The following is a 24,251-nucleotide window of genomic DNA, read 5'->3' on the forward strand; positions in this document are numbered from 1 at the left end:
CATATGCGCTGCTGTCCCGCCAGTCGGGATAGGCAGGACCAAGTTCTGTCTCGTCCATCGCACCGCTTCCAACTGGCGCAGGAAATCACATTCCAAGGTCACGATGCGATCTCGCAGCCGGCGCCCACAGCACCGGGCCTTTGATGCCGCCATTGCGGCGAACGACTGCCAGGCTGTCGCGAGAGATGTCGAGATATCCGGCGACGGCTCGCGTGTTGCCGATCGTCCGTGGATCGGACAAGCGCTCGAGTGGCCAGCCGGCGCGACGCAGGATCCGCTCAATGCGCAAATCCGTCACGGTGACGATGCTGCGCAGATCGCGTGACAGACCGAACTCGATCATGCCGGCGAACAGTTCGTAGGTGGCAAGCGCGATGCCTGCCACTTTCGGCGCGGACGACGGAACATCCAGCGCGAAACGGCTGCTTTCCCAAATCCGTAAATCCTCCGGCGCCTGGCGGCCGCCGAGAAGGATGGGGAAGCTTTCACGCAACATGGTCGGGCCGGTGGTCGGCAGCATGCGTACGCAGCCATCGATGCCCCCACTCGGACCCTTAAGCAGCAGATAGTGAGGGCGGCCCACCGCATCGAAGGTGTCGACTTCGTAGCCACTTTCGACCGACACATCCCACTCGAGCCGATCCTTGAACACACGATGCCGCAGACGGTGCATCTCCTCGAGCTCGTCGGCGAATTCAGCGTAGCTGTCGGGCGTAATCAGCAGCATCATGACGGCCTCTCCTCGCATGAAAGATGCCTGCGATTGGAGATGAAGGCCGGAGTCGCTACAACCTGTGCATGTATACAGGTTGATCAGGTTGTTACTTGTAATCCGATGGCTTGGACATTGCGAACCGAATGGCAGCCTGGGTGACGGTACGAACGCCTAGCTTCTTCTTGGCGTTGTCGAGGTGAAAGGCTGCAGTGCGCTGACTGATTCCCAAAATCTGGCCGATGTCCCAGGCTGACTTGCCACGCGCAGCCCATTGCAGGCACTGAATCTCCCTAGTTGACAGAGCAACTCCATCCACGGTTCGGGCGGTCGTCAGCCTACGACGCGCCTGGATGTGGAAGAAGATGGCTATCAGCTGCAGCGCGCGCTCATATCGGTCAATGACCCGGAAGAACAATGGCTGCCTTTCATCGGAGGCGAAGGTTAAAGCGGCAAACAGACCGCGGCGGTCATGGATGGGGATCGTAAAACCGCTGCGGAGGCCGAATTGGTTCGCCTCATCCATCAGCCGTCGTTGTGGAGTCGACAAATCGAGATCCCCGCCGTCGGCATCCCATCGGAATGTTTCCTGACGACGACGCGCGTGATCAATCACTGGGTCCAAATCTTCATAACGGCTGTGAAGATAGTGAGACGTCCAAGGCTGGGGATAGGTGGAGATCAGATCCGTCGCGCGGCCCAGTTGGAGCGAGGGGAAGAGGTAGGCGAATAACGGGATATCGAGCGAAGAAGCCGTCTCAGCCAGGGCATTGTGAAGATCCACTTTGTCAACGCTGCCGGTAAGCTGCTCGGCAAACCTGTGGAAGAGTTCATACATGGCCAGTGTAGCGCGCAACCAGTTGCGGCATCTCGGTCATCTGCACGCGGGCGGCGACATCCCCAACACCGAGCTCGCGGCGATCAGCACACGCTGCGATGCGTCGTTTTGTGCTCGAATTGGGTGCCTGTGGGTCGTGTGGGAGGTTTGAGGCCCACCGACGTCCTCACGCGCCGCCGTGCGGCTAGGATAGCGGATCAGAATTGAAATGACGTTCGACCGAGGCACGCTCGCTGTCCCTTGGTGACCGACTGAGAGCGAGCCGGGTCTGCCTTTGTTGTCCATCGTCAAAGTCGGCTGTGCCACTATTCACCTTGTCTCGATCGAAGAACGGTATTCACTTTGACGGGAGGCGAAGCAAACTGGGACCGGTCAAGGAGGTTTCGGCTGTCTGTAGCGCGTCTATAAAATCTCCTATTCCGCAGGGTGCGGATGTCCGAATGCCCCGGGCCATTCACATGCTCGGGCAGCGAAGGTTGCCGCATGCTGGAGGGCGTCGTCGATCGAAGCGCCGTTGATCCGCGTGGCGAGCAAGCCCGCTATAAACGCATCTCCGGCGCCCATCGTATCAACGAGCTTCGCCTGAACGATCCCTTGACGGAGGATGCGTGTGCCATCGCTGAAGACGGCGCCGCGCTCACCTTGGGTAACGCAGACCATAGGGGCGCCAAAGGCGTGAATTCTGGCGATCAACTCTGCCGTCTCGGTATCGGGCAGATCCGAGGCGGATAGAAACGCAAGCGTCACGATCGGACAAACGGCCGCGAGGTAATCCGCGTCACGTGTGGTCGAGAAATCGAATGAAAGCCCCTGAACAATCGCGCGGATGCGCGGTAGTTCAGGCTCGATATAACTAAAGCACGACGAGTGAACGTGACCAAGTCTTGAAATCAGGTCGAGATCATCCTGATCCATACGCAACATCAACTTCCTGCGGACACCTCCCTTGTTCGACCCGACAAAGACACGATCGCCGTTGACTAGCGTTACCTTCGCCTTGCCAGTCTCGCCTTTGGCGAAACGCAGCTGGCTATCGGACATGCCCTCGGCAAGGATGCAGGCGTGCACATGTCGGCCCTCCTCATCCTCGCCCAAGATGCCGATGTAGGCTCCGTTGGGCAGTCCGAACCGGTGCGCGAGTACTGCAACGTTCAGGGCATTTCCTCCGGGGTAGTAAACGCCCTGGTCAAGATAATGGTCGACGACATTGTCACCGACGCCGACGAGGCCAAGTTCGAACTGGGAGGCATACACCATGAGCAAAACTTTCGGATCTTACGGTTCGCCCGTGTGCGCTAGGGCGGGGAAGACCGACACGTCTTCAGCACTAGCCACCCCCGGCACCTCCACAAGGAGCTCCTTGTTGGTGCTCAACACGGTCGCAGGCCCACGCGGAAGGCCTACCTCCTGCGCCAAATCAATATTCCATCTTCCACATATAACGGCGGACGGTGAGCGGATGACCTTTGGCCTCGGACAGCTTGTCGGCGTAGGCACGCAAGACAGGCGAGAAGACCAATGGCGCAAGATACTCGGATACACTTTCCGGCAGTGAGGTCGCGCCGAGATCATTTGCATCCAAGACCGTCACGCGCTTGCTGTATTTCTGCGCGAAGGCGAGCGCGCGTTCGTCCATCGCGCGGGACGGTCCCAAACCCATGAGTTGGATGAACGGCACGTCGAAGTCAGTGATCTCGAACGGGCCGTGGAAATATTCGCCAGCATGAATAGCCGCCGAATGAACCCACTGCATTTCCTGCAGAAGGCAAATGGCGAACGAGTAGGCCTGCCCGAAGTTCGGTCCTGACGCCATCGTGTAGATAATCGCTTCACGTTTATGCGTCTCCGCGAATTCGGCAACCTTATCCTGGTGGTCCGAGACGAGCTTCTCCGCGAGAGCGGGGAACGCCGCTAAGCCCTTGTCGAAATCATCGGCCTTTGTGTTGCCTTCCCGGGCTTTGAGAACGCCGAAGGTCAGCCTCTGCAACACTGCTGCCGAATGAATGGGCGACATGGTCAGAGGTGCATGGACGTAGGAGATCGTGAACTCGGACTCCCGGTCGAGCGGGCTGCCAAGATCATGCGTCAATGAGATGGTCAGAGCACCTGCAGCGCGGGCGATTTTGACCGCCTCGACGGTTTCCGGAGTCGTCCCCGAATGGGAACAGGCGATGACGATGGAATTCTTGCCCAAGCGCTTCGGCGCCCGCGCCTTGAACTCGGCCGCATTGAGCGCATTCCCGATGATGGCTTTTGCCTCGCGCTCCACGATGTATTGGTTCGGAAGCATATGCGCGTACGAACCACCACAAGCGACAAAGAAGATATCGCTGACATTTTCGCGACCAGCCACGGCGTTCAACGCGTTTGCAATTTGAGCGTCAGTTTGATTGGTAGTCATCGTGTGTCCTTGACTGTTTGACTGGGTTTGCGTGTCGCGCCGATCTGGTGATCGCCGCTATTTCGGTGAACGAGGTCTGGCGAGTTGGCCGATAACGATCAACAGGATCGAAATGACGATCAGGCAGGTGCAGATCGCAGCGATCGTTGGGTCGAGCTCGTCCCTAAGTGAATTGAACATCTTGCGGTTCAGGGTCGAACCGGGTCCGGTGGAGATAAACATCGCCACAACGACTTCATCGAACGAAGCAAAGAACGAAAACAGCATCGCCGAAATCACCGAGAATCTGATCTGCGGCAGGGTCACGGTGAAGAATGCGTACAGGCGAGTTGCGCCAAGGCTGCGCGCGGCCTGCTCCTGATTGATGTCGTATGAGGCCAGACCCGCGGTAACGACGATCATCACGAACGGCAGCGCCATCGCCGTGTGCATGAGCGTAAGGCCAAGCGTCGTATTAACGAGACCCAATCTGGCGAAAACGAATAGCGATCCAATCGCCAGCAGGATCACGGGAATTGCCATCGGAAGAGCAAATAGACCCCAGATTGCCGCTCTGAAGCGCGGCTTGCCGACCCAGATTCCGTAAGCCCCGGCGGTACCGATCACGGTCGCGGAAAGCATACTCAGCAGGGCGACGCTAACCGAGACCCATGTTGCCTGCATCCACTGTCGGGACGCGAAGTAGTTCACGTACCATGCCAAAGAAAAGTCCCTCGGTGGGAATTGAAGAAACTTCGATCCCGAAAAGGACATTGGGATGACGATCAACGTTGGCGCGACTAGAAATGCCAACGTCAGAAGTGTGATGAAGTACAGCCAAAGCCGCTGCAGATGAGTGACTTGGGTCAGAGACGCCGGTTGAAGCAGCCACTTCATCGGAACATCCCCTGTCCCGCTCTACGCCCGACAAAGCCAGCCACTAGGATCAGTAAGACGGTAATAAGCAGAAGGACAATTCCGAGCGCGCTGGCCGCGCCCCAGTTTGAGTAGACCCGAACATTGGCGTCGATACGCATCGCAGCCATGATCACGCGGCCACCCCCCAGAACTGCCGGAGTAACATAGAACCCAAGGCAAAGGACGAATACGATCAGGAGTCCCGAAAGGAATCCAGGCAGTGACAGTGGGAAAAAGACGTCCCTGAACACTCGAGAAGGTTTGGCACCGAGATTCGACGCGGCAGCCATAAGGTTGGGATCGATCGCCTTCATCGACGCGAAAAGTGGGAGCACGAGAAAAGGCAGCATGATTTGCACCATGCCAACGAGCGCGCCCGTCATGTTGTGGCTGAGCGGCAAGGGCTGCGAGATCAAACCAAGCCCAAGGAGCCCTTCATTTATCAGGCCACGGTCTTGGAGTAGCACCAACCAGGCATAGGTGCGAACGAGTACCGGTGTCCAAAATGGAAGGAGGACGAATAGCAGGACCCAGTTTTGAGAGCGATCCGGCAACTGCGAGAGCGCATAGGTCAGCGGATAGCCAATGATCGCGACCAGCAGAGTGGTAAAGAAGGATATCTTGAATGTCAGGTCGAAGACTTGTTCATATACCGGGCTAGTCCACAGCCTGGCGTAATTCTCTAAACTGAAGGAACCGCTCTCGCCGATGAAAGACTCATACAGCATCACGCCAAGTGGGAGCAGAATGACTGATGCAACAAGCACGATTCCCGGCAGAGTGAGCAACAGAAGGCTGCGGCGTTCCCGACCCTCCGCTCTGCGTAGCATGTCGCGGTTAAGGTCAGCGGTCGCGGTGGAAACAGCGATCGTCATCTTACCCCTTCAAGTCGTCGCGAACGATCCGGCTATCGTTCTTATGCAAGCCAAGCGCTACAGGGCTGCCCGTCGGAGGAAGAGTGGAGCTGTTTCCTTCGTTCAATTGACGTCGAACGGCGACAAGCTCCCCACTGATCAGGCGGACAAAGACCACGCTGCTCTCGCCCTGGAAAAGAACACGCTCCAGGGATCCTTCGAAGTAATTGTATTCGGACTGTCGTTCGTGCGTGGTGACCACTTCCAGTTTCTCGGGCCTCAGCACCAGGAAACCGTCTGCCAATGCCGCGCCGCCATCAGCGACCGCGAGCGGCTGCTCGCGATAGAATGGCACACCGTTGCGCAACGTCACCGGCAGGAATGCTGATTCGCCTAGAAAGCTCGCGATAAACGCCGTTGTCGGCGCGTTGTATAAGGCGGAGGAAGTGTCGACCTGCGCGATTTCACCGTTTCGCAGGACGGCGATACGATCTGACATCGTCAAGGCTTCTCGTTGATCATGCGTCACGAGAACCGTTGTCATGCCCAAGCGTTCATGCATGCCCCGCAGTTCGAGCTGCATCAGCTCCCGCAGATTCTTGTCGAGGGCCGAAAGCGGCTCATCCATCAGCAAAATCTTGGGCTTAAACACCACAGCCCGGGCCAACGCTACGCGCTGCTTTTGCCCACCGGATAACTCGGAAATGCGGCGCGATTGATACCCCGACAGTTGCACCGTGGAGAGCACCTCGTCCACCGCGGCATCTATCCGTTCCCTGGACCACTTACGAATCCGAAGGGGATAGCCGATGTTCGTTGCCACGCTCATATGGGGAAACAAAGCGTAGTTCTGGAACATCATGCCGATACCTCGCTCGTGAGGCGACTTCGCGATGACCTCTTCTTCGCCAAACATCACCGATCCCGATTGTGGACGCACAAAGCCCGCGAGAACCATCAGGAGGGTCGTCTTGCCTGATCCCGAAGGACCAAGCAGAGTCATGAACTCGCCGCTCTTGATGTCGAGGTTGACGTCTTTGAGGGCGGCGAGCGCGCCGTACGTCTTGGTCACAGACCGAATGGAAATCGGAAGCGACTTCGACGCCACATTAGTACTTCCCACCTTATGTCCAGAGATTTCGTTAGCGACCATTCATGCGCCCAGCAGCAGGATGATGAAGTGGCCGGCGGAAAGATCACTCCGCCGACCACATTTCGCAGAGACACGGGAGGATGCGCCGCTGCTGTGTTGAATACAGTTCAGTTGAAGAAGAGCACCCTACCCAACCTATCGGAAAACAGTCTGCGCCAGCTTCATGCCCTCTCCTTGATGGCTCTGCCATCGCACGATGTTTACTACCCTGTTGGGCGAGACCCTCGATGTTTTCCGCGCCTCGCGTCTGCCCTATTGGTATATACCAATCTAGAGACCAGTCGAACCGGAGTCAATGACCAATTTGCCATTTCAGTAGTCTCATCAAAAAAGATGGAACGGTTGGATCGTGCTGATCAGACCGCGTGCGTGGCACGCCGCTCGTTGGCAGCCATCACTCCACAAGGTTGAAGGCTAGCCGCCAAGCCCTGCCTTGTGTAGCGCTCGTACATGTCAAGTCAGTTGATGCTTAGTCTCGACCACGCATCAGCCACACTATGCGTATGCTTGACCCATGATCGTTAGTCGCTGGGCATCGAGAAGTAAGAGAGCGGTTTGCCTCCCCAACTCAAGTGCTCCTTCGGCCACCGACTGGTTCTGCAGGTGCGCACTAGGAACGAAGATGTTGACCGAGCAGCGTTAAGTCTGCCTCACTCAATCTATCGCTCGCTTCGTTCCTCTGATGCCAGTACGGATAGAGGATCGGGGGCATGCTGACGTCATCCAAAGCCTTACGCTCGTCCATTGACAGCTCCAGCTCGGCGGCAGCCAGGTTGTCTTTGAACTGTGCCTCAGTACGCCCGCCGATTACGACCGAAGTAATGGGTTTTCGTCCAAGCAACCATGCAAGTGCGACCTGAGCGGCGGATACACCGCGTCCATCGGCAATCGATGCCAGCAGGTCGACGATACTCCACAGACGGTTTTCGTCACGGATTGGAGGCTCGGTCCAGCCGGCGAATTGCCGGCTGCCCTCCGGCGCCGCTTGGTTGCGGCGATGTTTGCCGGAGAGCAGACCGCCAGCGAGTGGGCTCCATACGAGAACGCCCAATCCCTTGTCGACCGAGATTGGAAGGAGCTCGTATTCGGCGTCACGAGCCTCAAGCGTGTAGTGGATCTGTTGGCTGATGAAACGATGGCGTCGGTCCCGTTCGCTGACACCGAGCGCCTTCATGATATGCCAGCCAGAGAAATTGGAGCACCCGATGTAACGGACTTTTCCGTCTCGCACGAGCGTGTCGAGTGCCTCCATCGTTTCTTCCAAAGGCGTCAGCCCATCCCATTCATGTAGCTGATACAAGTCGATGACGTCAGTTTTCATCCGCTTCAAGCTCGTTTCGCATGCAGCGATCAAATGCTGACGTGAGGAGCCGACATCATTTGGTCCGTCACCCATTTGAAAGCGCGCCTTGGAAGCGAGAAGAACGCCCCCTTTCCGCTTGCCGCCGAGGACCTCTCCAATAATCTCTTCAGCTACTCCGTTGGAGTAGACATTGGCGGTGTCGATGAGATTGACACCTGCGTCGATGCAGAGATCGACGAGTCGCTTGGCATCCGAGACACCTAGGTCGCCGGTCTTCTTTGCCCAACCCACGCCGCCAAAGGTCATCGTTCCCATGGTGACGGTTGAGATCTTTAAGCCCGAACGGCCAAGTAGACGATATTCCATTTTATTTCCTTGAGAGAGCGAAACGGGTGCCGGCCATGTCCAGGTCAAAAGATTGGCTCTAGAAGATGTCTTCGAACTCGCAATTGACGACCATCTCGGCCATTGCAGCGTTGTTCGGAAGCTCGATCGCCGTTCTGACGAGATGGGCTATCGTGGACGGGTCCGTCATCTCGTCCTGCCGAATCTTCAGGGTCGGCGACTTGATGCTCATGCTAGTCCTTACCCAGCCGGGACAAAGCGCAGTTGCCCGAATTCCTTTATCCCAACCATAAGTCCTGATCGCATGTGTCAGTCCCATGGCGGCGAATTTCGTCGTGCCATAGCCGACCGTGACATTCTTTATGCGCTTGCCACCCAGCGAAACAAGGTTGACCACACGGCCCTTGCCGCAAGCCTCTAGATACGGCATGCACAACCGCACAAGGCGCAGGGGTGTCTTGACGTTCACCTCCCAGAGCTTATCCAGATCTTCATCGTTGTCGTCCATGATTGTGACGCGCAGACCAAGACCGATAGCGTTTACCACCCCGTCGATCTGTCCGAATGTCTTAGCTGTTCGATCGACCCAAGACTTGGCACCTGCGCGGTTGAAAGCGTCGAACGACTGGTAGATGCGGTCGGGTGTCTCTGGTCCGAATTTCTCGACGAGAGTGCGAGCGTCCATCGCGCCCAGACTAAGCCGATAGCCGTGCTCCATCAATTCGGTGACTATCGCCGAGCCGATACCACCGTCACTGCCGGAAACAAGAATAACTGGTCTGTTGTTGGCCATCGTTAGTCGATCCACTTCAGTTTGCAATTTTCGGCCTGGAGTCGAAGGTGGCATAGGGGCCTGGGCATTCCGCCCCGGTGCATGCCCAATGCACCGCTGCGCCTGCCAAATGCCCAATGCCTGAAAGCGGTAAGCGTCAAGCCCCCTGGACCGGCCCACTGCATAGCTCTGAAGTTCGGCCGAACTTGGGGTTTGTATGGGATACAGAGCGCCTTGATGGCGGACGTGCCGCCACCAAGGCAAATCCTCATTACTTCAGTAGCATCGCGTCGAATGCTTCCGACAGCTTGGCGCCGTTGGCTCCCCAGAAGGCCGGATCCTGGGGATACTGCCCGACCAGGTTCTGCGGTGCCAGGGTTAACTTCGAAAGGACTGCCGGGTCCATGCTCTTGTAGGCCCTCAGGTCGGAAGGGCCATAGGCGACATACTTCACCATGTCCTTGCTGTATTCAGGCTTGAGAATTTCCTTGAGGAATTTGAGGGCGTTCTCGGGGTGCGGGCTGCCCTTGAGAATCGCATAGCAGTCCGTCTGGAGGATGCCGTCCTGATAGACGATCTTCCACGGGGCGCCGGCGGTGATGGCCGCATTGAGGCGACCATCCCAACCGTAGGCCAAGTCAACTTCCTTATCCACGATCAGCTGGGTGAGTTGAGAGCCGCTATCCCACCAGGTCACGGACGGCTTCAATTCCGAGAGCTTATCAAGCGCTTCCTTCTGGCCTTCGTCCGTGGCCAGGAAGCTGTAAACCTCGTTCTGGGCCTTGCCCAGCGCCAGGGCAGCTGCCTCGGCATTGCCTTTCACGGCGCGGTTCATCCCTCTTTTACCTGGGAACTTCTTCGTGTCGAAGAACTCCGCCATATTCTTAGGGCCCTTGTCGCCGAATTTAGCTGTGTTGTATCCCATCACCTCCGAGAAGGCGGAATTCCCGATGCAGTAGTCGCTTACCGAGCCCGGCGCGTACTGGGTCCGGTCGACGATATCCGCGGGCAACTTGACCAAAATGCCCGCTGCAACCGCCTGCGGCACCTCGCCCATGTTGAAGTTTACAATGTCCCAGGTGACGGAACCTGAATCGACCTGCGCCTTGGCGTCAGTCCAGGACTGGGACGTGTCCTCGTCAAAGGTGATTCCGAGCGCTTTCGCGGCAGGCTGCCACATCGCTTTACGTTGGGCGTCCTGCGGTGGGCCTCCACTTCCGGTAATCACCACGTCCGCCGCTCGTGCGGACCATGCCGCTCCAGCGATCATGACGGCGGCAGCGGCAATTACCGCGAACTTGTGACGTCGGGTATTCATTCCAGTTCCCTCCTGTTGCGGTATTACCGGATGGTACATACCAGTGAAGTGCTCCACCAAATGGCTTCGCCTGCAAGGGCTCCTGTCGCCACAAACGACGCGACCCGCTCTTCGGCGCAACGGTTTCCCCAACCGCTGGAATATACCAGCGACGGCCGAAATGCCTGCCGACGCAAAGCTCGACGGCGCGAAGGGGGTCTATATCGAAATGCTCCTGCGAGCGGATTCCCACTGAGCTGGCGCTTTCCGAGCGTAGAGACGTTCTCCTCCCGCCTCGCGCCATTGGTATATACCAATGTTATGCACGCGCGCGGTAAGCTGTCAACAACGATTTTGGTAATTAGCTGCAACAGGAGGGCTGGCATGAAACAGACTCGTGTCGGGGTGATGCCGATATCGGTTAACCCTTAACGCTGACCCAAGGCGCTGGTAGAGGTCGCCAATCGCTTGAATGCAAGTTTTGTTTTCGCTGCGGTCGCGAGATTGGCCTCTTCCCCCATCAGGCCGCATATCCTGCTTTAGCTGTGCCGCTTGCCGATAAGGCCAGTGCGCGTCTGGCAGCGGTGACGTTTTAGATGCGCTTGCCGCCCAACAAGGTTGACGCCACGGCCACCGCCGTAGGCATCGAGATCCAGCATACATGACCTCAGAGAGCCGGGGGCTTTGACCTCCCCAGAGCTTCTCATAGCCTTCATCCTATCGGCCCAAAGAAGCGCGAACTGGCTCCTGCTAGCTGTTGAACATCCAACGGATGGGCGGGGGGCTCTGGTGGGCATCCCGCTTCCCGGGCGGCTGATTGATCGTGAAACTTACGCGATCAGGATGATTAAGAGAGCGCAGATACTCAAAGGGCTGGCCATCACTCGTTACAGTAACAGCGTCGAACAGGAGCAGAGGCGCGCCCACCTTTAGGTCGAGGAGTTCTGCCTCCGCTTTCGTAGCGTAGTGAATGCTGATGCTGCCGGTGCCGCTATGCAGGACCACGAGAAATCTTTCCCGAAAAACCTTGTAGAGGGATTTGTTCTCCATTAGGTCGCTCGCTGACAACCCTGGCACGAGGCGCGCCGGGAGGTGGCTGAACTCGAGACAGACGGGCACTCCATCGACCGTCCGTTGCCGCTCGATGGCAATAACCGGATCGCCGACGGTCAGGCCAAGTTTTGACGCGACGACGTTATCGGCCTCCCGGCGCTCGAAGAACAGCAACTTCGATCCCGGGGTGTGACCGGCTTTTTTTACAACGTCGGAGATACTGTATGGCGCTTGGTCGCTCAATGGGCGGTCGAACAAACGGTCGGGGACGTATGTACCACTCGTGCCGCGTCGCTCGAGCACACCCGCCTGCACAAGATGATCAACTGCCTTGCGCATTGTCATGCGGCTGGCTCCAAAACGAGCCGAGAGCTCTCTTTCGGAGGGGAAGCGTCTGCCCGGCTCAACCTCTTTATCATGGATGAGCTTGAGTAGATCTTTCTGGACCCTAACGTAGAACGGGGCGCTATCCAAAGTAGTGTCGTCCATTAGCTTATCTTTCTTTGGCGACGCGAGCCGCCTAACCGCCGAGAACCGGCGGCTCGCTCGGGCAAAAAAGCCCGCCGCATCCATATCCTTGAATCCGGTCGGAGCAACCGGGATATTGGCATAAACCAAACAGTGGCGAAGGTCCATTTGCAAGCGCCTTGGTGCAGCAACAAGTGCCGTCCAGGCGACGGCGCTAGCCCAGACGCAACGTCGCCAATAGCAATAGTGCGCATTAGGTTACCGCAAAGCGCTTGACAATTTGGTATATACCAACGACAAAGGCACGTTGAATTGCGCTGATACGGTTCGCAACCAACGGCGCCGTTGTTCACGGCGATGTCTAGGACCAACCCCAACGATCCCACCTGCGCTATGCCCGGAATAGGGATCTCAACGTTAAAGGTGATCTTTCGTGAGATTGGAAGGCAAAACCGCCGTCATCACAGGTGCTGGCCGAGGTATCGGACGTGCCACCGCCCATGCGCTCGCCCGGGAGGGCTGTAAAGTCGTCCTCGCCGCGCCTGAAATGGACCAAATCGAAGCTGTCGCAGCTGAGGTCTGTACAATTGGTCCCGAGGCGCTGGCCGTCCAGACGGACATCCAGCATAAATCTCAGGTGGTGGCGTTGGCCCAAGCCGCATTCGACCGCTTCGGTGCGGTCGACATCTTGGTAAACAATGCCGGCGTGGCGATCCACAATTCAATTCCCAACATCAAGGAGGAAGACTGGGATTGGATGATGGCCATCAATCTCAAGGGCACATTCCTTTGTACGCAGGCCTTTTTCCAGCATATGTGCGATCGGCGGACCGGCCATATCGTCAACATCGTCTCCCGCGCCGGTAAGATCGGAGGCGCCAAATTCGGCGCTTACGCTTCATCAAAGTTCGGCATGCTTGGCTTCACCCAAGTGACCGATGCCGAGGGCGTCGAGTTCGGTGTGAAGGCGACCGCAGTCTGCCCAGGCGCCGTCGACACGCAACAGCGCGCTGAGAACCACGTCGATGACCACTCAAAGCTGCTTCTTCCAGAGGACGTGGCAGACTACGTAGCCTTCATCGTTACTCGGCCGGCCCGGGTCTACATCAGCGAAGCGATGCCGGTGCCGCAGTACATGAAGCCACTCCCCAGCAGCAACAACCTGAAGCCAGGTATTTGACCGAACGTCCGCGACGGGAGGATGCACCGGCATCTACACCGTCCCCGCGAGGCCGGCCTACGAGCAAAGTTCAGGACAAAGGGCATTGCCTATGGCGAAATCTACGTTTTCGTACGCCGATTTCATCAACGACCCCGACCGCTCCTGTGCAGTCGTTGTCCATCGAGGAATGTGGCAGGCGGCGCCCGAGAACAGCTTGCTCGCAATCGAGAGAGCGATCGTCGCCGGGCACGATGTTGTGGAGATCGACGTCCGACAAACCGAAGACGGCGAATACGTGCTCCTACACGACGATACACTCGAGCGAATGACCGGGCTCGACCGTCGGCCTGAGACGATGTCGTCACGCGAGCTCTTGAACTTGCGCCTAAGGAATCGTGACGGCGGCGAGGAGAACGTTCTCACAGACGAGAAACTGCCGATCCTCGCCGACGTGCTCGATCTGACGCGCGGCCGCATCTTCATTCACATCGACGTCAAGCATCGCAACGTCATTCCTGGCGTGATCGACTTCGCAATAAAGCAGGGCGTTGATCAGCAGGTCGATTTCTGGGCTGAGCTAAAGAACGAGGCTGACTATGCCTGGATCATCGAAAATGTGTCTCCGCCCAAGGTACTCTTTATTGCCAAGACTCGTCTCAATGGGCCCGATGCCACAACCCAGCAAGAGCTGATGCTTAGGCTCTCCCCGCTCATCTGCGAGGTCTATTTCGATAACCTCGACCAGGTGATCAGCCTTGCCACCCACTGCAAGGAGATTGGAACATCCCTCTGGTACAACACATTGGATCCGGTTGCATGCGGCAGGTTCACAGATATCGAAGCGCTGAAAGACCCCGATGCAATTTGGGGCAGGCTCATCGATGCAGGGATCTCAGCCATTCAGACTGACTTTCCCAACGAATTGAAAGCGTTTCTCAACCGTGACGAAAGTCCTCAAGGTGACCGTCGCCAAGCAGGCAGGTGAAATGGAGGCCGCAAGTGATGCGTCCCCTTGTACCAAGATTGGGTTGGAAGCTGACCTTTGGATGTATGTCGTCCGGTTCAGACTATCGCTCAGTGATCCATCGCCTTGACGATTCCTCAGTCATCTTCTTGGCGTCGCCGAGCATTATCATGGTGCCGTCCTTGTAGAACAGCGTGTTGTCGATGCCGGCATAGCCGGAGCCGAGCGAGCGTTTGACGAACAGTCAGGTACGGGCCTTGTCGACGTCGAGATCGGCATGCCGTAGATCGGCGAGGACTTGTCAATCGCGCGTGGACGGGTTGGTGACGTCGTTGGCGCCGACGACATAGGCGACGTCGGCCTGCGCGAACTCGGAGTTGATGTCCTCCAGCTCGAAGACTTCGTCATAGGGCACGTTGGCCTCGGCAGCACGTTCATCTGGCCGGGCATGCGAGATACTCTAATGGGCGCGGTGTATATCTGGCCTCCGATGCGTCGGCGCTCGTAGCCGGAACTTCCCTGGCAGTCGACGGGGATGGACTGCGGGCTGGCAACGCGCAAGGGATGCGTTGACTGGCAAGCTGTCGCAGTTCACCTTCGCGGCGATACGACAGCCCTCGCACCTTGGGCGTCGAACGCTCGGGGGCACATGCGGGACCACGCGGCAGCAAGCCGGAGAGAGGCACGTTCAAGCAAGGTCCACGATGCCAGCGTGGATCTGATCGCAGTGGTCGTGGCGGTCACAGATCAGGGGCCGAGTGTTCTGACCGTCGAGCAAGGCAGCGCCCTGCCCTCCGGTCCGTTTGAGCTTGGCCATCGGTCCTTGCAGTCCGGCCTGCGAGCGTGGGTAGAACAGCAGACCGGCCACCAGCTCGGCTATATCGAGCAGCTCTACACTTTTGCTGACAGCGACCGGATCGGCGAGCAGCGCCAGCAGAGGGTGATCTCGATCAGTTATCTTGCCCTGACGCGCGCCGAGCAAACTGCCGGCCCCGCCAAGCGCGCGTGGCGGCGCTGGTACGATTATTTCCCATGGGAGGATCACCGCGCTGGCATCCCGCCGATCATTACGGAGGTTCTGCAGCCGCGCCTGCTCGCCTGGGCGGACGGCGCCGGCCAAAACCAGATGAAGCGCGAGCGCCGGCAGCGCGCCGCAATCGCTTTTGGCTTCGACGGCCCCGACTGGAATGAAGAGCTGGTCCTGCAGCGCTATGAGCTGCTCTACGAGGCGGCCCTGATCGAGGAAGCGATGCGCGGGCCGCAGCCTGGCGCATCCCCGCCTGTCCCTGGCGTCTCGATGACAGCCGACCACCGTCGCATTCTGGCGACAGGGATCGCACGGTTGCGCTCAAAGATCAAATACCGGCCCGTCGTGTTCGAGCTGCTGCCACCCTCATTCACCTTCCTGCAACTGCAACGCACCGTGGAAGCGCTCTCAGGAAGGCTCTTACACAAGCCGAACTTCCGGCGCCTCATCGAGCAGCAGGAACTGATCGAAGAGACGGGAGAGGCAACCGCCGACACGGTCGGGCGACCAGCGAAACTCTTCCGCTTCCGCCGCGCCGTCCTGGACGAGCGGGTTGTCGCAGGGACGAAATTGCCTCTGTCGCGGGCTTGACACCCTTATTCTCATTGTGAGTATATATCGTAATTATACTCAAATTGAGAATAATTTGGAGGACCAGTGCCGGTTTCGCTTTCGACCACCGCCTCCCTCTACGATCGTGTGCGCCGGGTGATCCCGCCGATCGAATGGCCGGCCTTCACCGATGACATCGAAGCCATTTTCGCGTTGAAGCGAAAACGCAACGCGGTCATCCTGGCGCACAACTACCAGACGCCGGAGATCTTCCATTGCGTGGCCGATATCGTCGGCGACAGCCTAGCGCTTGCTCGCAAGGCAATGGCGGTCGACGCGGACATCATCGTGCTCGCCGGCGTGCATTTCATGGCCGAGACGGCCAAGCTCCTCAATCCCGGCAAGACCGTGCTCATTCCGGACCTCGGCGCCGGCTGTTCGCTGGCGGACTCCATTACCGCTTCGGATGTGCGCCTGATGCGGCAGCGCTATCCCGGCGTGCCGGTCGTGACCTACGTCAATACCTCCGCCGCCGTGAAGGCCGAGTCCGACATCTGTTGCACTTCGGGCAACGCACTGGCGGTGGTGGAGTCGCTCGGCGCATCGCGGGTGATCATGCTGCCGGACGAGTACCTGGCGAAGAACATCGCGGCGCAGACAAAGATCGAGATCATCGCCTGGAAGGGGCATTGCGAAGTCCATGAGCGCTTCACGCCCGCCGATATTCGCGAGCTGCGCGAGGCGCATCCCGGCGTCACTGTGCTTGCCCATCCCGAGTGTCCGCCGGAGGTCGTCGCGATGGCGGATTTCGCGGGGTCGACCGCGGCGATGTCCGACTATGTCGGGCGCCACAGGCCGGCGCGCGTCGTACTGATGACCGAATGCTCGATGAGCGACAACGTCGCCGTCAAACATCCTGACGTTGATTTCGTGCGCCCCTGCAATCTCTGCCCGCACATGAAGCGCATCACGCTCGCCAACATCCGCACGGCACTCGAGGAGAACCGCCACATCGTAACCATCGATCCGGACATCGCCGAGCGGGCGAGCCGGGCGGTGGAGCGGATGCTCGCCATATGACCATGCACCACCTCGGCGGACGGCCGGTCATCATCGGTGGCGGCATTGCCGGCATGGCGACTGCGCTCCGTCTCGCACCCGAGCCAGTCGTCATCATCTCCAAGACCTCTTTGGGCGATGAAACCTCCAGCGGGTTTGCTCAGGGCGGCCTGGCGGCAAGCCTCGGCGCCGACGACAATCCCGACCTGCATCTTGCCGACACGCTCGCGGCCGGCGACGGGCTTTGCGACGAGAAGGCCGTACGACGCGTGGTCGAAGCGGCTTCTCAAGCGATCGAATTCCTCGAGCGATTGGGCGTTGCTTTCGACCGAGCGCCCGGTGGCACGTTGCTGCTCGGGCTCGAAGCGGCGCATTCGCGCCGGCGGATCGTTCATGCCGGCGGCGACGCCACCGGCCGGGAACTGGTGCGTGCGCTCGCAGTCGCTGTGCGGCGCACACCTTCGATAACGATCCTCGAAGGCGTCGAAGCCCGGCGCCTGTTCGTTGAGGACGGCGAAATCACCGGCATGCTCGTGGTTGGAGACGGCGACGCCGTCTCGCTTACCACGGGCCGCGTGGTGCTCGCGACCGGCGGCATCGGCGGGTTGTTCGACCACACGACGAACCCGCTCGGTTCGTTCGGCCAGGGCCTGGCGCTGGCCGCGCGTGCCGGCGCGGAGCTCGCCGATCTCGAGTTCGTGCAGTTCCATCCGACCGCGCTCGACGGCCCGCGGCGTCCGATGCCGTTGGTCAGCGAAGCGGTGCGTGGCGAAGGCGCGGTGCTCGTCGACGAGCACGGCCGGCGCTTTCTTGGCGACACACCAGGCGGCGAGCTCGCGTCGCGCGATGTCGTGGCACGGGGCGTTTGGCGCGAGCTTCGCGCCGGACATCGGGTGTTCCTCGATGCGCAGCAGTGTCTCGGACCGAGATTCACCGAACGCTTTCCGGCGATCGCATCGCTCTGCCGCGAGGCCGGAATCGATCCCGCCTTGCAGCCGATCCCCGTGCGTCCCGCCGCGCATTATCATATGGGCGGCGTGGTCGTGGATGCCGAGGGCCGCAGCACGGTTGCCGGCCTGTGGGCCTGTGGCGAGGTTGCCCGGACCGGGCTGCACGGCGCCAATCGCCTTGCCAGCAATTCGCTCATCGAAGCCGTAGTGTCCGCCGCCTGGGTCGCGGCAAGCGTCGCCGCCGCCTCTCCGGGCATGCCCAGGCGGCTGAAGCCCGCGATCGTGCCGCCGCGAGCCGATGCCTCGCGCATCCGCCCGGTTGTCTCACGCGCGCTCGGCATCGAACGCGACGGCGAAGCGCTGCGTAATGCGGCGAGAGCCCTGGCGCCGATTGCCAACGCAGGCGAAGCGGCGTCCGATCCCGCGCTTGTCGCGCTGATGATCACGATCGCCGCCCTTCGCCGCGAGGGAAGCCGGGGCTCGCACTTTCGGAGCGATTTCCCGCAGCGCGATGCACGGCCACGATCGCTGCCGTTGACGCTCGACGAGGCCTTCAACGCGTCAGTCGCCCTTAGCAACCCAGCCCCAGCAAGGATCGCTTAACAATGACGTCACCATTGCCTCTACCCTCGATCGTTATCGAACCGATTGTGCGCAGTGCGCTGCTGGAGGACCTGGGCAGAGGCGGCGATCTGACAAGCGATGCAGTTATCCCTTATGACAGCACCGCTACGTTTGCGCTTACCGCGCGGCAGGCCGGCGTGATTGCCGGGCTCGATCTGGCTGCCTACGCCTTCCTGCTCATCGAATCGACGATCGACCTGCGGATGCAGCGCCCTGACGGCAGCGAAATCGCGGCGGGTGAAACCATCGCCAGCGTGAGCGGGCCGGCACGCTCCCTGCTCGCCGCCGAGCGCACGGCGCTCAACTTCCTGTGCCGCTTGAGCGGCATTGCGACGGCGACAGCAGCGCTCGTCGAGGCCGTTCGCGGCCATAAGGCTCGAATCGTCTGCACGCGAAAGACGACGCCCGGCCTGCGCGCCCTGGAAAAATATGCCGTGCGCGCGGGCGGCGGGGTCAATCACCGCTTCGGTCTCGACGACGCCATGCTTATCAAGGACAACCATATTGCAATCGCTGGCGATATCCGCACGGCCATCGAGCGGGCGCGGGCAGCTGCAGGTCACATGGTGAAGATCGAAGTCGAGGTCGACACACTTGAACAGCTCGATGTCGCACTAGCGACGGGCGTCGACGCGGTGCTGCTGGACAACATGTCCGTCGAGCAACTGACCCACGCGGTTGCGATGGTGGGTGGCCGCGCCATCACCGAAGCATCTGGCCAGATAAGCGTGCAGACTGCACCCGCAATCGCCGCGACCGGGGTCGACCTGATTTCCGTTGGCTGGATCACGCATAGCGCGCCGATCCTCGACATCGGCTTGGACGCGGTCGTCGATGTGAATAAGAACAAGCTTTTGAACTGAGCACAGCGTAGAAAAAGACGCTGAAGCTCGGACCACACATAGCCGCGCCCGGTTCGGCCGCGTCTTCAGATACTCGATCATCACCGGATCTTCGTTGCGGGCATGCGCAGCGGCCATCTCAACAATTCGCTTCACACGATGTCGTCGCGGATGCAGGCCTTCCGGTGCCGGGGAGCGACCTCTGTCAAGGCAGGCGCCACCTCAGCGCAAGCTTCGACGGCGTACGGACAGCGCGTCCGGAAAACGCAGCCCGACGGCGGATTTGCCGGGCTTGGTACGTCGCCGTTGAGAACTTGTCGCCGCCCCTTGACGGCGGTGTCGAGCGAAGGGATCGCGGAGAGCAAAGCCCGAGTGTAGGGATGTCGCGGGCTCGCATAAAGCTCCGCGGCGGGGGCCACTTCCATGATCCGCCCCAGATAGAGCACCACGACCATGTCGCAGATATATTCGACGACCGCGAGGTCATGCGAGATGAACAGCATTGTCAGACCAAGGCGAAGCTTGAGGTCGTGCAGGAGATTGATGACTTGCGCCTGGATCGAGACGTCGAGCGCGGATACAGGCTCGTCAGCGACGATGAATTCAGGCTCCAGCGTGAGAGCGCGCGCAATGCCGATGCGCTGCCGCTGACCGCCGGAGAATTCGTGCGCATAGCGGTCGAACGCGTCTGAAGGCAGCTCGACCGCGAGGAGAGCCTCCTTCGCTCGCGCGCGGCGCTCGGCCTTGCTGCCGATGCACTGGATATCCAGGCCTTCGGTCAGGATCTGTCCGATCGTCATGCGCGGCGAGAGGCTGGCGAAGGGATCCTGGAAGATATACTGCATCTTGCGCCGTTGCCGGCGCAGCTCGGTCGCGCCGAGCTTAGTGATGTCGATCCCCTCGAATCTGATCTCGCCTGAAGTCGGCTCGATGAGCCGGAGCACCGAGCGTCCGATCGTGGTCTTGCCCGAGCCGGATTCGCCGACGAGCCCGACGACTTCGCCACGCCCGATGTCGAAAGAAACATCCTGAAGTGCCTTGACTATCGGGCCGCGGGAAAAGGCTTGGGGCGCGAAGTGCTTGGTCAGATTGCGGACGGAAAGATAGGGGGCCGGCATCGCTAGAGTTCCTCCCATCTGAGACACCGGCTCTCCTGGCTCGGCGGCACGTGACGGAGTGGCGGCACGGCGGTCCGGCAGGCATCGATCGCCATGCTGCAGCGTGGCGCGAAGGCACAGCCCTTTGGCAGCATGGCCAGAGAGGGAACATTGCCGGCGATGGTGGGCAGCGGTGTGCCGGCGGCCTTCAGCGCGGTCGCCTCGCCGAGGCGCGGCGCGGAGCGCATAAGGCCAACCGTGTAGGGGTGACGCGGATGGGAAAACACCTGCGCCACCGGTCCGGATTCGACGATGCGTCCCGCATACATGACGGCGACCCGATCGGCGATTTCGGCCACGACGCCGAGATTGTGGGTGACGAAAAGAATGCTCATGCCGCGCTCTGCCTGCAGTTTTTCCAGAAGCTCCAGGATCTGTGCCTGGATGGTCACGTCGAGCGCCGTCGTCGGCTCGTCGGCAATGAGCAGCGTCGGGTCGCAGGCAAGCGCCATGGCGATCGTCACGCGCTGGCGCATGCCGCCCGACAACTCGTGCGGGTATTGGAGCGCCCGCCGTTCGGGATCCGGAATGCCAACCTGCACCAGCAGCCGCACTGCATCCAGCGCGGCCTCGCGTCGCGATTTGCCAAGATGGATGCGGATCGGCTCCGCGATCTGCTCGCCGACCGTGAAGACCGGATTGAGGCTGGTCATCGGCTCCTGAAACACCATGCCGATGTCGTTCCCCCTGATGCGCCGCAACCCTTCGGCATCAAGGGTGGTCAGCTCAGCTTCGGTGCCGTCCTTGCGCCTGAGCCTGATCGATCCCTCGACGATCCTGCCGACGCGTCGCGGCAGCAAGCCCATGATCGACAGGCTCGTCACCGACTTGCCGGATCCCGACTCGCCGACGAGCGCGACGGTTTCGCCCGGCGCGATCGTCAGGCCGATGTCCTGGATTGCAGCGATCTCGCGCCCCGCGATACGGAACGCGGCGCGCAGACCGGAGACGTCGAGGGTGAGCGCGCCCACGGCTTCAGCCAAGCAATCCAACGTCGCGCAGGATGGTGTCGATCTTCGCCGCCTCTTCGTCGTTCAACGTGCGCTGCGGGCGCGCCATCGTGTGCGAGGCGATGATCCCCAGGCTGCGCATCGCCGACTTGAAGGCGCCGACGCCGGCCGAGCCGGCGCTTGTGCGGCCAAGCGAGATCGTCACGATCTCGAACAGCTTCAATAGGCGCTCCTGTTCGGCCCGAGCAGCCTTGTGGTCACCCGCCTGTAAGAGATTCCAGAGCTTGACGTAGCCACGCGGGTCGACATTGGCGAGCCCCGGAACAACACCATGAGCGCCCATCGACAGCGCGGTATCAACCATGATCTCCGACCCGGTCATGCCGAAGAAGCCGCGGTCGCTGGCCATATCCTGCAGCACGTAGCGAAGATTGCCGTCGTCGCCGCTGGAGTCCTTCAGTCCGGCCACGATCCCCTCCCTGGCCATGGTCACGGTCGTCTTGCGCTCCAGCTTGACGTGGACGCAGACTGGAATGTCATAGGCGATGATCGGGATATCGACCGCATCCCTGATGTAGCGGAAGTGGTCGATGATTTCGGGCTGGCTGGTCCGTGTGTAGAACGGCGCGGTGACGACGATGGCATCGGCACCAGCCGCCTTGGCAATCCGGGAATGCTTGATGACGCGATCTGTTGTCGGGTCGATGACGCCGACGAAGAGAGGCACTCGCCCGTTATTGACCTTGACCGCATGCTCGACGATCGCCTGGCGGGCGGTTTCATCGTGGAACACGACCTCACTGGTCGAGCCGAGCACGAACAGACCGTGCACGCCACCATTCAGGAGATTTTCGAGAACCCGCGTGAAGGACCGGAAGTCGACACTGAAATCGGGATTGAGCGGGGTGACGACGGGTGGCACGACGCCGGTGAAGAGAGGCATTTTGAACCTTTTGGTCAGTTGAGATCGGATCTGGGGTCGAAGGCGTCGCGCAGGCCGTCACCGATGAAGTTGATGGCCAGAACGGTAAGCACGAGGGCCGCGCCGGGAAACATCCATTGCCAGGGATACTGCTCCAGCACGATGGTCGAACGGGCAAGGTTGAGCATGTTGCCCCAACTGGCCTCGGGCGGCGGTATGCCGAGCCCAAGGAAGGAGAGGCCTGCCTCCAGCAGGATCGCATTGGCGATCTGCAAGGTAGCGTAGACGACTAGTATGTCGATTGAGTTCGGCAAACCATGGCGTAACAGGAGGTGCGGCATGCGCGCACCCATCCCGCGCGCCGCAACGACGAAATCGCGTTCGCGCAGTTCCATGAGGCGTGCGCGGACCATGCGCGAGAGCACCGGCCAGGACAGCAGCGAGATGACGAGGATGGTCGGCATGATCCCCGTCCCGGCAATCGAGGCTAGCACCAGAAGAAAGATCACAGGCGGCAAGGTCATTGCGAGATCGACGAGGCGCATGACAGTGCTGTCGACCACGCGGCCGCCGAAACTGGCGATCGCACCGACCAGAAAGCCGATGACTGTCGAGATTGCGACCGAACCCACGGCAACGATCAGGGAGATGCGACCGCCCTCAAGGACACGCGCCATGACGTCGCGGCCGACGCCGTCGCTGCCCAGCCAATGCGCCACCGACGGCCCTTTGTTCATTGCCCTGAGATCGATTGCATTCGGCCCGATCGGCCACCACAGGTGATAGGTCGAGACGGCAAGCAGGATCGGGATCAGGATGATGAGACCGGCGCGTGCGGCGCGGTTTGCGATGAAGCGGCCAAATGCCCGGCGCAGCGGACCCTTTGTCCGTGGCACTCCCTGTCCCATGCTTATCGTTAGGGCCATCACGACACCCGAATGCGCGGATCGACAAACGCATAGGCGATGTCGGTGAGAAGATTGACAAGGATGACGCAGGCGCCGACTACCAGCGTCGCGCCCATGATGACCGGATAGTCGCGGGTGCCGACGGCGTTCACCAGCAAAAGCCCCATGCCCGGCCAGTTGAAGACGCTCTCGAGAAAGATCGCTCCACCCACCGCGATACCGATGGTCGAGCCGATCAAGGTGATTACGGGAAGCAGCGCGTTGCGCGTCGCATGTTTCATGATCACCCAGAACTCGCGCACGCCCTTGGCCCGCGCCGTGCGCACATAGTCCTGGCTGAGAACCTCGAGCAGCGAGGAACGCATATACCGCATGATCATGGCCGCATGGCCGATCGACAGCAGGCAGGCGGGAAGGATGAGATGTGTAAGCACGTCAAACACCGAGAATGGCGTTCCGGGCGTCTGCATACCGCCGGATGGAGCCCAGCGCAGCAGAACCGAGAAGAAATACAGGCCCAGCAACGCAGTCAGGAACGCCGGACTGGAAATGCCGACAAACGACAGCACCGAAAGGGAGATGTCGGGCCATGCGTTGCGTCGAATTGCGCTGACGATGCCACCGGCAATTCCGACGACAACCGCTATCGCGAGGCCAGTCCCCATGAGAAGCGCCGTCGGGCCGACGCGTCCCAGCACCAGCGGAAGCACCGCAACGCCGCTCCGCTGGATCGAATAACCGAAATCTCCCGACAGGGCGGCGCGAAGCCAGCCGAGATACTGGATCGGCAGCGGCTGATCGAGGCCGAGGCGCAGCCGCAGTGCCTCCAGGTCTTGCGGCGACAGTGGCACCGACGGATTGATATAGGCGTCGATCGGATCGCCGGGCGCTAGCCGCAGCAGGAGGAAGATCAGGACGCTCAATGCGAGCACCATCAACAATCCTGCGGCGCTGCGGCGGGTGATGAAGCTCAGCATGGCTTTCACGTCTGACGGCTGACCAGGCCGGCACATGGTGATGCCGGCCTGGATGGCGAAGTTA

At 60.2% G+C, this 24,251-nt stretch carries 22 protein-coding genes and 1 pseudogene; 6 read left to right on the top strand and 17 right to left on the bottom strand.

The genetic code is table 11. From position 1 onward, the window contains the following. Nucleotides 1–85: 85 nt before the first annotated feature. The 11 genes from P9236_RS11805 to P9236_RS11855 all read right to left on the bottom strand — a co-directional run bounded on the left by P9236_RS11805 (nt 86) and on the right by P9236_RS11855 (nt 12,261). The gene (locus tag P9236_RS11805; protein ID WP_278074794.1) at nt 86–730 is read right to left on the bottom strand and encodes an acyl-homoserine-lactone synthase; all 645 of its coding nucleotides are present in this window, start codon (nt 728–730) and stop codon (nt 86–88) included. A 91-nt stretch (nt 731–821) separates the two neighbouring features. Further along, nucleotides 822–1,550: a LuxR family transcriptional regulator gene (locus P9236_RS11810; RefSeq protein ID WP_278074795.1), complete on the bottom strand. Its 729-nt coding sequence runs from the start codon at nt 1,548–1,550 to the stop codon at nt 822–824. Between the two features lie 414 nt (nt 1,551–1,964). Further along, nucleotides 1,965–2,807, bottom strand: a complete 843-nt coding sequence (locus tag P9236_RS11815; protein ID WP_278074796.1) for a PfkB family carbohydrate kinase — start codon at nt 2,805–2,807, stop codon at nt 1,965–1,967. Between the two features lie 160 nt (nt 2,808–2,967). Further along, a complete protein-coding gene (locus tag P9236_RS11820) occupies nt 2,968–3,951 on the bottom strand; it encodes an SIS domain-containing protein (protein WP_278074797.1) in 984 nt (327 codons plus the stop codon). A 57-nt stretch (nt 3,952–4,008) separates the two neighbouring features. Further along, nucleotides 4,009–4,827 (bottom strand): ABC transporter permease, encoded by an 819-nt coding sequence (locus tag P9236_RS11825; RefSeq protein ID WP_278074798.1) that lies wholly within the window; start codon nt 4,825–4,827, stop codon nt 4,009–4,011. Next, nucleotides 4,824–5,723 (bottom strand): ABC transporter permease, encoded by a 900-nt coding sequence (locus tag P9236_RS11830; RefSeq protein ID WP_278074799.1) that lies wholly within the window; start codon nt 5,721–5,723, stop codon nt 4,824–4,826. The genes P9236_RS11825 and P9236_RS11830 overlap by 4 nt, the downstream gene beginning before the upstream one ends. Before the next feature lies 1 nt (nt 5,724). Then, on the bottom strand, nt 5,725–6,810 hold the full coding sequence (locus P9236_RS11835) for an ABC transporter ATP-binding protein (RefSeq protein WP_278074800.1): 1,086 nt from the start codon (nt 6,808–6,810) through the stop codon (nt 5,725–5,727). 655 nt (nt 6,811–7,465) lie between these two features. Further along, complete coding sequence (locus P9236_RS11840; protein WP_278074801.1) at nt 7,466–8,524, bottom strand: aldo/keto reductase; 1,059 nt, start codon at nt 8,522–8,524, stop codon at nt 7,466–7,468. A gap of 58 nt (nt 8,525–8,582) precedes the next feature. After that, on the bottom strand, nt 8,583–9,296 hold the full coding sequence (locus P9236_RS11845) for an SDR family NAD(P)-dependent oxidoreductase (protein ID WP_278074802.1): 714 nt from the start codon (nt 9,294–9,296) through the stop codon (nt 8,583–8,585). Between the two features lie 250 nt (nt 9,297–9,546). Further along, the gene (locus P9236_RS11850; protein ID WP_278074803.1) at nt 9,547–10,593 is read right to left on the bottom strand and encodes an ABC transporter substrate-binding protein; all 1,047 of its coding nucleotides are present in this window, start codon (nt 10,591–10,593) and stop codon (nt 9,547–9,549) included. 729 nt (nt 10,594–11,322) lie between these two features. Continuing rightward, entirely contained in the window at nt 11,323–12,261 is a 939-nt protein-coding gene (locus P9236_RS11855; protein ID WP_278074804.1) for a GntR family transcriptional regulator, read from the bottom strand. A 271-nt stretch (nt 12,262–12,532) separates the two neighbouring features. On the opposite strand from P9236_RS11855, the gene P9236_RS11860 reads away from it, so the two are divergent. After that, on the top strand, nt 12,533–13,273 hold the full coding sequence (locus P9236_RS11860) for an SDR family oxidoreductase (RefSeq protein WP_278074805.1): 741 nt from the start codon (nt 12,533–12,535) through the stop codon (nt 13,271–13,273). 91 nt (nt 13,274–13,364) lie between these two features. Then, nucleotides 13,365–14,240 (top strand): glycerophosphodiester phosphodiesterase family protein, encoded by an 876-nt coding sequence (locus P9236_RS11865; protein WP_278074806.1) that lies wholly within the window; start codon nt 13,365–13,367, stop codon nt 14,238–14,240. Between the two features lie 82 nt (nt 14,241–14,322). Here P9236_RS11865 and P9236_RS11870 read toward each other — a convergent pair. Continuing rightward, nucleotides 14,323–14,634 (bottom strand): annotated as a pseudogene (locus tag P9236_RS11870) (NAD(P)(+) transhydrogenase (Re/Si-specific) subunit beta). A 234-nt stretch (nt 14,635–14,868) separates the two neighbouring features. Here P9236_RS11870 and P9236_RS11875 point away from each other — a divergent pair. From P9236_RS11875 to nadC, 4 genes are all read left to right on the top strand, one after another. Beyond that, entirely contained in the window at nt 14,869–15,837 is a 969-nt protein-coding gene (locus P9236_RS11875) for a hypothetical protein (RefSeq protein ID WP_278074807.1), read from the top strand. A gap of 66 nt (nt 15,838–15,903) precedes the next feature. Further along, nucleotides 15,904–16,878 (top strand): quinolinate synthase NadA, encoded by a 975-nt coding sequence (nadA, locus tag P9236_RS11880; RefSeq protein WP_278074808.1) that lies wholly within the window; start codon nt 15,904–15,906, stop codon nt 16,876–16,878. Further along, complete coding sequence (locus tag P9236_RS11885) at nt 16,875–18,410, top strand: L-aspartate oxidase (RefSeq protein ID WP_278074809.1); 1,536 nt, start codon at nt 16,875–16,877, stop codon at nt 18,408–18,410. The genes nadA and P9236_RS11885 overlap by 4 nt, the downstream gene beginning before the upstream one ends. A gap of 2 nt (nt 18,411–18,412) precedes the next feature. Further along, nucleotides 18,413–19,294 carry a carboxylating nicotinate-nucleotide diphosphorylase gene (gene nadC / locus P9236_RS11890; protein WP_278074810.1) on the top strand — a complete coding sequence of 294 codons (882 nt, stop codon included), beginning with the start codon at nt 18,413–18,415 and terminating at the stop codon, nt 19,292–19,294. Between the two features lie 131 nt (nt 19,295–19,425). Here nadC and P9236_RS11895 read toward each other — a convergent pair whose 3' ends face one another. Genes P9236_RS11895 through P9236_RS11915 form a run of 5 tightly spaced genes read right to left on the bottom strand, consistent with a single transcriptional unit; the run spans nt 19,426 to nt 24,187 of the window. After that, nucleotides 19,426–20,391, bottom strand: a complete 966-nt coding sequence (locus tag P9236_RS11895; RefSeq protein WP_278074811.1) for an ABC transporter ATP-binding protein — start codon at nt 20,389–20,391, stop codon at nt 19,426–19,428. Nucleotides 20,392–20,393: 2 nt separating this feature from the next. Next, a complete protein-coding gene (locus tag P9236_RS11900; protein WP_278074999.1) occupies nt 20,394–21,401 on the bottom strand; it encodes an ABC transporter ATP-binding protein in 1,008 nt (335 codons plus the stop codon). Between the two features lie 4 nt (nt 21,402–21,405). Next, the gene (locus tag P9236_RS11905; RefSeq protein ID WP_278074812.1) at nt 21,406–22,323 is read right to left on the bottom strand and encodes a dihydrodipicolinate synthase family protein; all 918 of its coding nucleotides are present in this window, start codon (nt 22,321–22,323) and stop codon (nt 21,406–21,408) included. Between the two features lie 14 nt (nt 22,324–22,337). After that, the gene (locus P9236_RS11910) at nt 22,338–23,210 is read right to left on the bottom strand and encodes an ABC transporter permease (RefSeq protein WP_278074813.1); all 873 of its coding nucleotides are present in this window, start codon (nt 23,208–23,210) and stop codon (nt 22,338–22,340) included. Between the two features lie 17 nt (nt 23,211–23,227). Beyond that, on the bottom strand, nt 23,228–24,187 hold the full coding sequence (locus tag P9236_RS11915) for an ABC transporter permease (protein ID WP_278074814.1): 960 nt from the start codon (nt 24,185–24,187) through the stop codon (nt 23,228–23,230). Between the last annotated feature and the right edge of the window lie 64 nt (nt 24,188–24,251).

This window comes from Mesorhizobium sp. WSM4884, from assembly GCF_029625675.1.
Classification (GTDB): domain Bacteria; phylum Pseudomonadota; class Alphaproteobacteria; order Rhizobiales; family Rhizobiaceae; genus Mesorhizobium.